The sequence below is a fragment of the Pseudomonas mosselii genome (assembly GCF_003205295.1).
Taxonomy (GTDB): Bacteria; Pseudomonadota; Gammaproteobacteria; order Pseudomonadales; family Pseudomonadaceae; genus Aquipseudomonas; species Aquipseudomonas mosselii_B.
Window position 1 is genome coordinate 109299 of the sequence record NZ_QJRP01000010.1, and the last position, 12234, is coordinate 121532.

Below are 12234 nucleotides of genomic sequence, written 5' to 3' on the forward strand. Positions count from 1 at the left end.
CTTAGCGGTTATGCGCCGCGAATCACTGGGCATTCAAGCCAATCGGCGCGGCGCTGGCCATGGGCCAGATCAAGAAAGGAACGCTGGAAACGAAAAAAGGAGCCGAGGCTCCTTTTGACAGCGACGACGTTACCGGAACGTCGTGCGGGGAATGCGAGTTGGAGCGGGTAGAGGGAATCGAACCCTCCTCAATAGCTTGGGAAGCTATAGTTTTACCAATAAACTATACCCGCTTCGAAGCACGACTTTTTACCAGAACCCTCCCCGAATGAGAAGCCCACGGCTGTAAAAAAGCCTGTCGGCGGCCCGTAGCCTGCGGGTATCGAGGGCTACAGGACGCCGATGCGCTCAGATGGCCAGTGCATGCTGCCCGGTTTCCTGTGTGAAGCGGGGGCGGGATTCGCGCAGCGCCGGCTTGAGGAAACCGAGCATCGCGCTGCGAGTATCCTCGCAAGCGGTCTTGTGCTCCATGTCCAGGAAGTGGCCGGCGCCCTGGATCACGCTGAACTGGCTACGCCCCACATGCCGGCTGAACTGGCGGGCATCCTCGACGGTGGTGTACTCGTCGCGGTCGCCGTTGATGAACAGCACCGGAATGTCGATGTTGCGCGCAGCCTTCAGCGCCCGTTCCAGGTCGTGGTCGAGCACCTGGTTGATGTGGAAGTGCATCTGCGCGTATTCATGGCTGTCCAGGCTGCTGACGTGGCGATAGTTGAAACGCTTGAACAGCGACGGCAGGTACTTGCCGATGGTGTCGTTGACCAGGTTGCCCACCTGGTAGCGGTCGCAGGCGGCCAGGTACTGGCAACCGCGGTCCAGGTAGTCGCGCATCGGTTCGTTGATCACCGGCGAGAACGAACTGACGATGGCCTTCTTCACCAGCCGCGGCTGGTGCGCCAGCGCCAGCAGGGTGCAGGCACCGCCCCAGGAGAACGACAGGACATGGTCGGCACGGAAATGCTCGATCAGTTCGAGCAGGATGTGCGCCTCGGTCTCCTTGGTCAGCAGCCGTTCATGGCGGTTGTGCGGTTTGGACTTGCCGGCATACGGCTGGTCGTACAGCACCACGTTGAACTGCGGGTGCAGGTTGCGCACTGTCTGTGCAAAGGACGCCGTGGTCGCCAACGAGCCATTGATCAGGATGATCGTCTTTTCGGCGCCTTGCGCGCGATGGAACTCCGTGTAAACCCGGTACTGCCCTTGGATATCAAGTACAGCGATTTCTGGCCTCATGTCATCGACTCCTGGCGCAAAAAGGGTATTCGCGTCACCTTGTGGCGTGTGCGATCGGCAGGCGGGCTGGGCGCCGAATCGACCGGACAGGCCATCAGGGTGCACGTGCTTTATGACAGGTAGGCATTCGCCTGGAACTGAAACCGGTGGGCCCTTGTGTCGATCCTTGACGCGTGTAGTCGACGGTATTGTTGTGCGGGCGATTACCGTGCCCCAGGGCATCGAGACCCCGGGTGGCCGGTAAAGGGCGTCTTGGACTGCGGTTGTGACCGTTGAGTCACATGCAGACCGACGAGTTAGCAGTCAAGCAGCGCGGGCGGGATCGCGCAAGTGTCGTTGGAGCAATCTTTCGTGGGAAACCGCCGAATGGCGAGTCCGCTCAGACCGAGGCGATTTCCTCGGCGGTCAGCGCCCTGAACGCTCCCGGATGCAATATCGGGTCCAGTGTGATCGCCCCCATGCTTTCCCGATGCAGCCCCACCACCTTGTTCTGGAAGTGTCCGAACATCCGTTTCACCTGGTGATAGCGGCCCTCGACGATGACCAGGCGCGCGCTGCGCGGTCCGAGGATGTCCAGCTGCGCGGGCAGGGTGGTGAGGTCTTCGAAGGCGAAGTAGAACCCTTCGCGGAACCGTTCGATGTAATGTGCACCGATTTCGTCCTCGGTGTGCACCAGGTAGGTCTTGGGTTGCTTGGTCCGTGGTTGGGTCAGGCGCCGCGACCACTGGCCATCGTTGGTCAGGATCATCAGCCCGGTGGTGTTGTAGTCCAGGCGTCCTGCGATGTGCAGGTCATCGCGCAGCTCTGCCGGCAGCAGGTCTAGCACGGTACGGTGCTGCGGGTCCTGGGTGGCGCTGACGCAACCGGTGGGCTTGTGCAGCATCAGGTAGCGCGCCGGACGACCGGCCTGGAGCACCTGCTCATCGACCTCGACGCGGCTGAATTCACGCACCTCCAGCAACGGGTCGGCGGTCGGCAGGCCATCCACGCGCACGCGCCGCTGCGCCAGCAGCAAGCGTACTTGCTGGCGGTTGTAACAGGGCAGGTTGCCGAGGAATCGGTCGAGGCGCATGGGGCGGGTCGCTTGCGGGAAATCGGCGCGCAGTCTAGCGGATCGTGCGTGCTGGTGCTGCCTTGAGCTGCTCGTCCACCTGTGCGCAGCGCGGGCACAGGCAGGCCTTGTCACGCAGCTCGGCGGGCAATGCCTCGATCACCGTTGGGTCGATGGCCACTTCGAAGCACCAGCAGCCTTGCGTGGCGTTGCGCGGGTCGGCCAGGCCGCACCGGTTGAGGGCGCCGCAGGCGGGACAGTGTCGAGGATCAGGCATGGTCGGTTCCGGGCATTTCGCTGCAGACACGGTTGCGTCCGCCTTGTTTGGCACGATAGAGCGCGTGGTCGGCGCGGGTCAGCAGGCTGTGCAGGCTGTCGTCGCGCTGCAGGGCGGACAGGCCGATGCTCACGGTCAGGCGTATTGGCTGGTCGGCATGGCTGAAGGTCAGTTGCTCGGTGCGCCGGCGGATCTTTTCCGCAACTTCGATGGCCTGGCGGCCTTCGGCTTCGCGCAGCAGCACGACGAACTCCTCGCCGCCCCAGCGGCAGAGTATATCGGACTGGCGCAGGCTGCCCTGCAGCACATTGGCGAACTGGCGCAGCACTTCGTCGCCGGCCAGGTGGCCATGGGTGTCGTTGAGGGTCTTGAAGTGGTCGAGGTCGATCAGCAGGGCGACCAGCGGCGCGCTGTCGCGCTGGGCCTCGACCAGCGCCTGGCCGGCCAGCAGGTCGAAGCTGCGGCGATTGGGCAGGCCGGTGAGGCTGTCGAGGGTGGCCAGCGCCTCGGCGTTGTCCTGGTGACGCTTGACCATGGCGTTGAGCAGCGACAGGACCACCAGGGTGATCATGGCGCAGATCGCCAGGTTCAGGTACAGCGACTGGCGGATGCGGTCCAGGGCGCCGGTCTCGCGTTTGTCCACCAGCAGGTACCAGCCCAGTTCCGGCAGCAGGCGCACATTGAGGAAGTGGCTGTGGCCGTCGTTGTCGGTGTATTCGTGGCTGCCGGTGGCGGGCGTCGGCATGCGTGCCAGCAGGTCCTGCCACTGGCTGCTGTCGGCCAGTTGCTGTCCGGCGCGCAGGCCATGGGGGCCGCCGTCGGAGCTGGTCAGCAGCACCTTGCCCTGGGCATCGGAGAACAGAACGGCGCGTTGGTAGCGCCGCTGGTAGTCGTCGATCAGGCGGACCACTGACTCCACGCTCAGGCCCACGCCGGCGGCTCCGATGAAGCGTTGCTGGTAGTCGAGCACGCGGTGGTTGATGAACACGGTCGGCTTGTCCTGGTTGGCCATGTCCAGATCGACGTTGATCTCGTAGGGCTTGCTCGATTGGCGCAGGCGAAAGTACCAGGCGTCGCGCCAGGCGTCGGCCTGGACCTGCTTGAGCACGCCCTTGGCCTGGTAGTAGGTGAGGCTGCGGTCGGAGACGAAGAAACTGGTGCAAGTGGCCTGGCTGCCCATCACCTCGCCCAGGTAGCGGGTGATGCGCCCGGTGTCCTGCTCGCCGGCCAGCACCCAGTCGCGCAGGAAGGTGTCCTGGGCCATCATCGAGGCGATCAGCACCGGGCGGATCAGGTCCTTCTGGATCTCCGAGTAGACGCTGTCGGAGGTCAGTGGCAGCTCGGTATTGACGATGCCGTCGCGGATCGCCCCCCGCGAGGCATAGTAGCCGAGCAGCGAGGTGGCCAGGAAGCCGCCGGCCAGCAACAGCAGCAGGGCGAAGATCAGAGAGCGTTGCGAGAACAGGGCGGAAGGCGAGGGCATGATCTTCCCGTGAAGTGTGCCGGTGGCCACATTCTAGTGAGATGACTGAAAAATGACTGCATGTTTTTCAGGGGTATAGGACCTGTTTCAATTTGTTGCGCAAATGGCACTGAACCCTGTCGCGATGGTCTTATCCAGTGTCGACCAACAGCTTGTCGTCGACGCTCGCCAGCGCCGCTGTGCCGGGCACCCCTGCGGTCCAGGAGGCCGCCATGTACCCACGAATCCTGCTCGTCGTCCTGCTTGGACTGCTGATTTCCGGCTGCGCGCCTTATTACGGGAGCGGCGGCTATTACCGCAGCGACTACTACACCAGCGATCGCTACGTTTACCCAGGCTACTACCGCCAGGACCGCTATTACGTGGTGCCGCAGACCCGCTACTACTATCAGCCCGCACCGCGTTACTACAGGCCGGCGCCGGTGCCGCAGTACCGCCCTTATCCGGCGCCCGGCATGCAGCCGCGCTGGCAGGGGAATCCGCGTTACGACTACGGCAACCGCCAGCGCTACGACTACGGGCGCGATCGCGACCGCCACGACTACCGCAATGACGACCGCCGGGGCGATCGCTGGCACTCCAACGGGCAGGGCAACCGTGACCGTCGACCCGATGGGGGCCGGGGTGGCGAGCGGGGCTGGTCGCGGTGACAGGGCACTGACGTCATCCCAGTTCCGCCAACGGATGGCGCCCCTCCCAGGCCTTGCTGAAATGCGCCTCCACCACCGCCACCGGTACCTGCGCCACATCCGGCCAGTGCCAGCGCGGGGTGTTGTCCTTGTCCAGCAACCTGGCCCGGACCCCTTCACTGAACTCCGGGTGACGGCAGCAGTTCAGGCTCAGGGTGTATTCCATCTGGAACACCTGGGCCAGTGACAGGTGGCGTGCCCGACGGATCTGCTCCCAGACCAGGTGCGCGGTCAGCGGACAGCCTTCGTGCAGGCGCTGGCCGGCCGCCGCCAGCAAGGGGTCGGCATGCCGGGCCAGGCCGGCCAGGGCACGCCAGGCCGCCACCGGATCGGCCACGTCGAGCACTTCGTCGATCACGGCGCGGCGTGCCAGCCACTGGCCTTGTGGCAGCTCGGCGCACGCGCGGTGCTGCTCGGCCTTCAGCAGGCTGTTGAGTTGCAGCGCGGTCTGTTCTTGCCAGTTCAATTGCAGCAGTTCCTCGACCAGCGCCTCCTGTTGATGTTCGCCGAAGAAACGGTCGGCCAGGCCCAGGTCGAGTGCGTCGCGGGCATTGATCGTGGCGCCGGTGAGCCCCAGGAACAGGCCGAGCTTGCCCGGCAGGCGGGCGAGGAACCAGCTGGCGCCCACATCCGGATACAGGCCGATGCTGATTTCCGGCATGGCCAACCGGCTGCTGGGGGTGACGATGCGTACCGCGGCACCTTGCAGCAGGCCCATGCCGCCGCCCAGCACATGGCCATGGCCCCAGCACAACAAGGGTTTGGGGTAGGTGTGCAGGCGATGGTCGAGGCGATATTCGCTGGCGAAGAAGGTAGCGGCCAGCGGCGGTACGCTACCGGGGTGTTCGCGGCAGGCCTCGACCAGGGCACGGACATCGCCACCGGCGCAGAAGGCTTTCGGCCCGTTGCCGCGCAGCAGCACGCAGACGATCCCGGGGTCGCTGGCCCAGGCGCGCAGCCGTTCGTCGAGCATTTCGATCATGGGCAGCGTCAGGGCGTTGAGCGCCTTGGGCGCATCCAGGGTGGCGATGCCGATACGGGCGCCGTCGACGCCGGTCAGTACCTCGCATTGAATGGACATGGACTACCTCGCGCAGGTCATCCCCTCAGTATGGCCTGCCGCGGCGAAGCTGCCGGTCGTCGGTCGGATCGATTGACAAGCCGGCCCGGCTTTCCTAGTGTCGCGGCACTTTGCTTTTGGATGCCCCCATGACCGACGACGATCGCATCAAACTCGAACCCAGCTGGAAGGCCGCGCTGCGCGCCGAGTTCGACCAGCCTTACATGCATCAGTTGCGCGAGTTCCTGCGTACGGAGTATGCCGCCGGCAAGGAGATCTACCCGCCTGGGCCGCTGATCTTCAACGCCCTGAATTCCACGCCGCTGGAGCAGGTCAAGGTGGTCATCCTCGGTCAGGACCCGTACCACGGCCCAGGCCAGGCCCATGGTCTGTGCTTTTCGGTGCAGCCGGGCATCCCCACGCCACCATCGCTGGTGAATATCTATAAAGAGTTGCAGCGTGATCTGAACCTGCCGATCCCCGCTCATGGTTACCTGCAGAGTTGGGCCGAGCAGGGGGTGCTGCTGCTCAACACCACCATGACCGTGGAGCGTGCCAACGCCGCGTCCCACGCGAAAAAAGGTTGGGAGTTCTTCACCGACCGGATCATCCAGGTGGTCAGCGAGCAGTGCCCGAACGTGGTATTCCTGCTCTGGGGCGCCCATGCCCAGAGCAAGCAGAAGCTGATCGATGCCAGCAAGCACCTGGTGCTCAAGTCGGTGCATCCGTCACCGCTGTCGGCTTACCGTGGGTTCTTTGGCTGCGGGCATTTCAGCCGTACCAACAGCTTCCTGGAACAACGCGGGATGGCGCCGATCGATTGGGCGTTGCCGCCGCTGTGATTGGCTGAGGGCCTCTTCGCGGGTAAACCCGCTCCCACAGAAAATGTGCTGCCTTTCAGGGTCTGCACAGTACCTGTGGGAGCGGGTTTACCCGCGAAGAAGCCAGCACATCTCTACTGGCTGGCATTCCAGCGCCGGAACAACGGCTCGGCCAGGAACAGCACGAACAACAGCCGCATCACCTGCAGCGCCGTCACCAGCGGTACGGACAGTTGCAGGGTCTCCGCCGTCAGGCTCATCTCGGCGATGCCCCCGGGCATCATCCCCAGCGTCAGCGAGCGCAGGTCCAGGTGCGTCAGCAGGCTCAACGCCCAGGCCGCGCCTGCGGCGATCAGCATGCACAGCGCCGTGGCCAGCAGGGTGCGGCCAAGGAACGACGGCGCCCGGCGGAAGAACGCGCGATTGAAATGACAGGCCAGGCCGCTGCCGATCAGCCACTGGCCGATCTGGCTGGCGCCGTTGGGCAGGCCGATCTGCAGGTTGCCCGCCAGGCTCACGCTGGCTGCCACCAGCAACGGCCCGAACAACCAGGGGTTGGGCTGGCGCAGACGCTGCCAGAGCAACGCCACCAGTACCCCCAGCGGTGCAATTAATGCCAGCCAGCCCCAGCTCACGCTGCCGGCATGGTTCAGCGGCACGCCATCGCCGAGCAAGAACTTGAACAGCGCCGGCACGCACAGCACCACGGCCAGCACCCGCAGGCTCTGCGCCGCGGCCACCTGGCTGAGCACCGCGCCGTTGCGCGCGCCGAGGTTGACCATCTCGCCCGAACCGCCCGGCATGCTGGCGAAGAACGCCGTGGCGCGGTCTTCACCGGTGCGTCGCAGCAGCCACACGCTGATCACGCTGGAGAGGGTGGTGAACAACGCACCGAAGAAGATCAGCGCAAAGTGGCTGGCCACCTGCTCGATCACCGCCGGGGTGAAGTGCAGGCCGATGCCGATGCCGATGATCCATTGCCCGCATTTGCGGCCGTTGGGAATTTCGCTGAGCTGCCAGGGGGTCAGGCAGCGCACCAGGATGATCGCCAGCAACGAGCCGACCATCCATGGCAAGGGCCAGCCGACCTTGCTGGCGAGGAATCCGCCAGCAAGGCCGACCAGCCCGGTGGCCCAGAACAGTGGCAACGACCGGTCAGGCATCGGCCATGGCCCGCCGCTGCAGGGCACGTTTGCGCCAGATGCGCAGCAGCGGCAGGCTCAGCATGCACACCACCAGCACCCACACGCCCATGCTGATCGGGCTCGACCAGAGGATGCCCAGTTCACCGTTGGAGATCGACAGCGCGCGGCGCAGGTTCTGCTCCATCAGCCCGCCGAGGATGAAGCCCAGCAGGATCGGCGACAGCGGGAAGTCCAGCTTGCGCAGGATGTAGCCCATGATGCCGATGCCGACCATCAGGAACAGGTCGAAGGTGGTGGCATGCACCGCGTATACGCCGATCGCGGTGATGATCGCGATCACCGGCACCAGTGCCCAGTTCGGCACGGCGAGGATGCGGGTGAACACGCGGATCATCGGCACGTTGAGGATGATCAGCATGAGGTTGGCGATGAACAGCGAGGCGATCAGGCCCCAGACGATGTCTGGCTGTTGTTCGAACAGCAGCGGCCCGGGGGTGATGTTGTACAGGGTCAGCGCGCCGATCATCACTGCGGTGGTGCCCGAACCGGGTACGCCGAGGGTCAGCATCGGCACCAGGGCGCCGCAGCAGGAAGCGCCGATGGCGGTTTCCGGCGCGGCCAGGCCACGGGCGTCGCCCTTGCCGAACTTGCCTTTGTCGCCAGCGATGCGTTTTTCGGTCATGTAGGCCACGGCACTGGCCAGGGTCGCGCCGGCACCTGGCAACACGCCCATGAAGAAGCCCAGCAGGCCGCAACGGATGTTGACGAAGAAGACCGAGGCCGCTTCCTTGAGGTTGAACAGCATGCGCCCGGTGGCCTTGACCGCCACATGGCCGTGGTGGGTCTTTTCCAGCAGCAGGAGGATCTCGCTGATGGAGAACAGGCCCAGCACCAGCACCACGAACTGGATGCCGTCGGCCAGGTGCACGCTGTCGCCGGTGAAGCGGTACACGCCGCTGTTGGCGTCAATGCCCACCGCCGAGAGGAACAGGCCGATCAGCGCGGCAATGAAGGTCTTCAGTGGCTTGTCGCCTGCCATGCCGCCGAGGGCGACGATGGCGAACACCATCAGCACGAAGTACTCCGCCGGCCCGAAGGCGATCGCCCACTTCGCCAGCAGCGGGGCGAACAGCACCATGCCGCAGGTGGCGATGAAGGCGCCGATGAAAGAACTCCAGGCCGACAGCGACAGCGCCACGCCGGCAAGGCCCTGGCGGGCCATGGGGTAGCCGTCCAGGGTGGTCATCACGGTGGAGGCCTCACCGGGGATGTTCAGCAGGATCGAACTGATCCGCCCGCCGTATTCACAGCCCAGGTACACGGCGGCCAGCAGGATCAGCGCCGACTCCGGCGGCAGGCCTAGGGCGAAGGCGATGGGGATCAGCAGGGCCACGCCGTTGATCGGGCCGAGGCCCGGCAGCAGGCCGACCACTGTGCCGATCAGGGTGCCGGTCAGGGCGGTGACCAGGTTGTACGGGCTCAGGGCGACGCCGAAGCCCTGGCCCAGGTAGCTCAAGGTATCCATGTGTCAGTTCTCCAGTACGTCGAGCAGGCCGAGGGGCAGGGGGACGTCCATCACCCGGTCGAACAGCCAGTAGAGGAACAGGCTCATACCCACCACCACGAGGGTGCTGTGCAGCCAGCGGCCACCGTACAGGCGGGCCATGGGCACGCCGACCAGGATGGCGCTGAGGATGAAGCCCAGGGCTTCGAAGGTGCTGGCGAAGACGATCAGCAGGCCGACGCAGGCGGCGATCTTGATCAGGGTTTCGCGGTCCAGTTCCGGCTCGTCATCCTTGCGCACGATGGGCGTGGGGCGGATCGCCAGGTACAAAAGGCCCAGGCTCATCAGGCCGAGCATCAGCAGCGGGTAGGCGCGCGGGCCCACCGGTTCATACGAGAAGGCGGCCTGGTAGGGCCAGGCCATCACGGCCAGCACGGCGCACAGCGCCAGCAGGGCCAGGGCGAAGAGGCGTTGCAGGATCATGGAAGAATCCTCGGTAATGTTCGACACGGCGCGGCCCCTGTAGGAGCGGCCTTGTGCCGCGACAGGGCTGCACAGCAGCCCCGGCAATTCAAGCTGCGAAGCTGAAATCCTGGGGCCGCTGCGCAGCCCTGTCGCGGCACAAGGCCGCTCCTACAGCGCGCGCGTTGTGAGTGGCTTACTGGATCAGCCCGAACTCACGGGCCAGCGCCTTGTAGTCCGCCACCTGCTTCTTCACATAGCCGTCCAGCTCCTCGCCGGTCATGGCGAACGGGAACAGCTCACGCTGGTCACGCAGCTTGGCGAAGTCCTCGGAGGCCAGCAGCTTGTCGAACGAAGCCTTCCACCAGGCATAGTCCTCGTCGCTGACCTTCGGCCCCAGGTAGAAGCCGCGCACCACCGGCCAGACGATGTCGTAGCCCTGTTCCTTGGCGGTGGGGATGTCCTTCATTTCCGGCTCGTCCAGGCGCTTGTCGGAGAAGACCGCGAGGATGCGCATGTTGCCGCTCTGGATATGCGGCATGGAGTCGGAAATGTCGGTGGAGCCGACCTGGATATGCCCGCCCAGCAGCGCGGTGGCGATTTCGCCGCCGCCTTCCAGGGCCACGTAGCGCAGGTCGCGCGGGTTGATCCCGGCGGCCTTGGCGATCAGCGCGGTCTGCATCCAGTCCTGGCTGCCGACGGTGCCGCCGGAGCCGATCACCACCTTGCTCGGGTCCTTCTTCAGGGCCGCGACCAGGTCGTCGAGGGTCTTGTAGGGCGAGTCGCTCTTCACCGCAATGGCGCCATAGCTGGTACCCACTGCCGCCAGCCACTTCACCGCGTTCTCGTCGAAACGGCCGAACTTGCCCTGGGCCAGGTTCAGCAGCGAACCACTGGACCAGGCCACCAGCGTGCCGGCGTCGGCCGGGCGCTGTGCGACCACGGCGTTGTAGGCCACCGCGCCGACGCCGCCGGGCATGTAGGTCACGCGCATGGGCTTGCTGAGGATCTTCTCGTTGACCAGGGCGCTCTGCACCAGCTTGCAGGTCAGGTCGAAACCGCCGCCGGGCGAGGCCGGGGCGATGCATTCGGGGCGTTTCGGTTCGGCGGCCAGGGCGTTGCCGGCCAGCAGCAGGCAACCGGTGGCCAGGACGAGGCGGCGCAGTGAAAAGGTCATCGTCTATCTCCGTGAGCGTTGTTGTTATGGGTTACCACAGAGCCACGCTGTAGCTCACCAGCAGCCGCACTTCGTCCGCTTCGCGGGTGAAGTTGGAGCGGAAGGTGGCGTTGCGCAGGCGCACGGCGACGTTCTTCAACGGGCCGCTTTGTACCACGTACTTCAGTTCGGTGTTGCGTTCCCACTCCTTGCCCTCGCCACCGGCGGCGCGGCTGACGTTGTCGCCGCTGATGTAGCGGGTCATGAAGGTCAGGCCGGGGATGCCGAGGGCTGCGAAGTTGTAGTCGTAGCGCGCCTGCCAGGAGCGTTCGTCTCTGCCGGCGAAGTCGTTGATCTGGACGAAGTTGACCAGGTACGGGTCGGCGCCATCGACGTAGGGGAAGGCGCTGTCGCCGGACAGCTGCTGCCAGGCGCCGCTGAGCTTGTGCCCGCCCAGGGTGTAGCTGAGCATGCCGTTGACGGTGGTGTTGTCGATCTTGCCGGCCTTGGCCGCTCCGGCGTCGTCGCTGATCGCCAGGCGCAGGTCGGCGCCGAAGGTGCCCGGGCCCCAGGGCTGGGTGGCGAGCAGGCCGATGAAGTGCTGGCGGTAGATATCGTCGAGCTGGGCGAAGTGGTAGCTGCCGGTGATGCGGTCGGTGAACTGGTAGTCCAGGCCGCCCATGTCGAAGTTGTCGGCGCTGAAGGTGCCGCCGAACCGGCCGTTCTTGTTGTTCAGGGCCAGGTCTTCCCAGTTGCTGTCGTCGCGGTCCTTGGCCTTTTCCAGGCGCCCGCCGGTGAAGGTCAGGCCCTTTATCTCCTTCGAGGTGACCAGACCGCCTTCGAAGGTCTGCGGCAGGATGCGCCCGTCGTTGGGCTGCAGGGTCGGCAGCTCGGGGATCAGCGTGCCGATCTTCAGCTCGGTCTGCGAGACCTTGACCTTGCCGGTGAGGCCCAGCTTGGAGTACTCGTCGGCTGCCTTGCCGTTGTCGTGTGTCGGCAACAGGCCGGTGCCTGTGCGGTCCTTGCTGGAGTCGAGCTTGACCCCGACCATGCCCAGCGCGTCCAGGCCGAAGCCCACGGTGCCCTCGGTGTAGCCGGACTCGAAATTGAGCATGAACCCCTGGGCCCATTCGTCGCGCTTGGATTGCTGCGCGCTGGTGCCATCGCGGAAGTCGCGGTTGAAGTACATGTTGCGGGTTTCGAAGGTGGCCGTGCTGTCTTCGAAGAAGGCGGCCTGGCTGATAGGCGCGACACCGGCAAGGGCGACGGCGCTGGCGAGGGCGGAAGGTCGGGCGGCGAATGAACGGATAGGCGCGAACGCCTGCGGCTGCATGGACAGCATCGTCGGTGACT

Annotated in this window: 12 protein-coding genes and 1 tRNA gene; 2 read left to right on the top strand and 11 right to left on the bottom strand. The window is 65.3% G+C overall.

The genetic code is table 11. From position 1 onward, the window contains the following. Window positions 1-159: 159 nt before the first annotated feature. From DMX06_RS12505 to DMX06_RS12525, 5 genes are all read right to left on the bottom strand, one after another. A tRNA-Gly gene (locus DMX06_RS12505) sits at window positions 160-233 on the bottom strand. Between the two features lie 115 nt (window positions 234-348). Then, on the bottom strand, window positions 349-1233 hold the full coding sequence (locus DMX06_RS12510) for an alpha/beta fold hydrolase (RefSeq protein WP_110737474.1): 885 nt from the start codon (window positions 1231-1233) through the stop codon (window positions 349-351). Window positions 1234-1612: 379 nt separating this feature from the next. Further along, the gene (locus DMX06_RS12515; protein WP_110737476.1) at window positions 1613-2305 is read right to left on the bottom strand and encodes a pseudouridine synthase; all 693 of its coding nucleotides are present in this window, start codon (window positions 2303-2305) and stop codon (window positions 1613-1615) included. A 34-nt stretch (window positions 2306-2339) separates the two neighbouring features. Then, complete coding sequence (locus DMX06_RS12520) at window positions 2340-2561, bottom strand: cysteine-rich CWC family protein (RefSeq protein WP_110737478.1); 222 nt, start codon at window positions 2559-2561, stop codon at window positions 2340-2342. After that, window positions 2554-4044: a sensor domain-containing diguanylate cyclase gene (locus DMX06_RS12525; RefSeq protein WP_110737479.1), complete on the bottom strand. Its 1491-nt coding sequence runs from the start codon at window positions 4042-4044 to the stop codon at window positions 2554-2556. Before DMX06_RS12525 ends, DMX06_RS12520 begins: the two co-directional genes overlap by 8 nt. A 212-nt stretch (window positions 4045-4256) precedes the next feature. On the opposite strand from DMX06_RS12525, the gene DMX06_RS12530 reads away from it, so the two are divergent. Continuing rightward, window positions 4257-4694, top strand: a complete 438-nt coding sequence (locus DMX06_RS12530) for a hypothetical protein (RefSeq protein WP_110737481.1) — start codon at window positions 4257-4259, stop codon at window positions 4692-4694. 13 nt (window positions 4695-4707) lie between these two features. Here DMX06_RS12530 and DMX06_RS12535 read toward each other — a convergent pair whose 3' ends face one another. Next, window positions 4708-5814 (bottom strand): enoyl-CoA hydratase/isomerase family protein, encoded by a 1107-nt coding sequence (locus DMX06_RS12535; RefSeq protein WP_110737483.1) that lies wholly within the window; start codon window positions 5812-5814, stop codon window positions 4708-4710. A gap of 128 nt (window positions 5815-5942) precedes the next feature. Between DMX06_RS12535 and ung the strand changes: the two genes are divergently transcribed. Beyond that, window positions 5943-6635, top strand: coding sequence for a uracil-DNA glycosylase (gene ung / locus DMX06_RS12540; protein WP_110737486.1), 693 nt, complete (start codon window positions 5943-5945; stop codon window positions 6633-6635). 113 nt (window positions 6636-6748) lie between these two features. Here ung and DMX06_RS12545 read toward each other — a convergent pair whose 3' ends face one another. The 5 genes from DMX06_RS12545 to DMX06_RS12565 form a co-directional block, all read right to left on the bottom strand. Beyond that, the gene (locus DMX06_RS12545) at window positions 6749-7777 is read right to left on the bottom strand and encodes an AbrB family transcriptional regulator (protein WP_110737488.1); all 1029 of its coding nucleotides are present in this window, start codon (window positions 7775-7777) and stop codon (window positions 6749-6751) included. Then, entirely contained in the window at window positions 7770-9284 is a 1515-nt protein-coding gene (locus tag DMX06_RS12550; protein WP_050703959.1) for a tripartite tricarboxylate transporter permease, read from the bottom strand. The genes DMX06_RS12545 and DMX06_RS12550 overlap by 8 nt, the downstream gene beginning before the upstream one ends. A 3-nt stretch (window positions 9285-9287) precedes the next feature. Further along, window positions 9288-9746: a tripartite tricarboxylate transporter TctB family protein gene (locus tag DMX06_RS12555; RefSeq protein WP_110737491.1), complete on the bottom strand. Its 459-nt coding sequence runs from the start codon at window positions 9744-9746 to the stop codon at window positions 9288-9290. Between the two features lie 175 nt (window positions 9747-9921). After that, the gene (locus DMX06_RS12560) at window positions 9922-10902 is read right to left on the bottom strand and encodes a Bug family tripartite tricarboxylate transporter substrate binding protein (RefSeq protein WP_028690165.1); all 981 of its coding nucleotides are present in this window, start codon (window positions 10900-10902) and stop codon (window positions 9922-9924) included. 31 nt (window positions 10903-10933) lie between these two features. After that, the gene (locus DMX06_RS12565; protein ID WP_110737493.1) at window positions 10934-12223 is read right to left on the bottom strand and encodes an OprD family porin; all 1290 of its coding nucleotides are present in this window, start codon (window positions 12221-12223) and stop codon (window positions 10934-10936) included. Window positions 12224-12234: the final 11 nt, after the last annotated feature.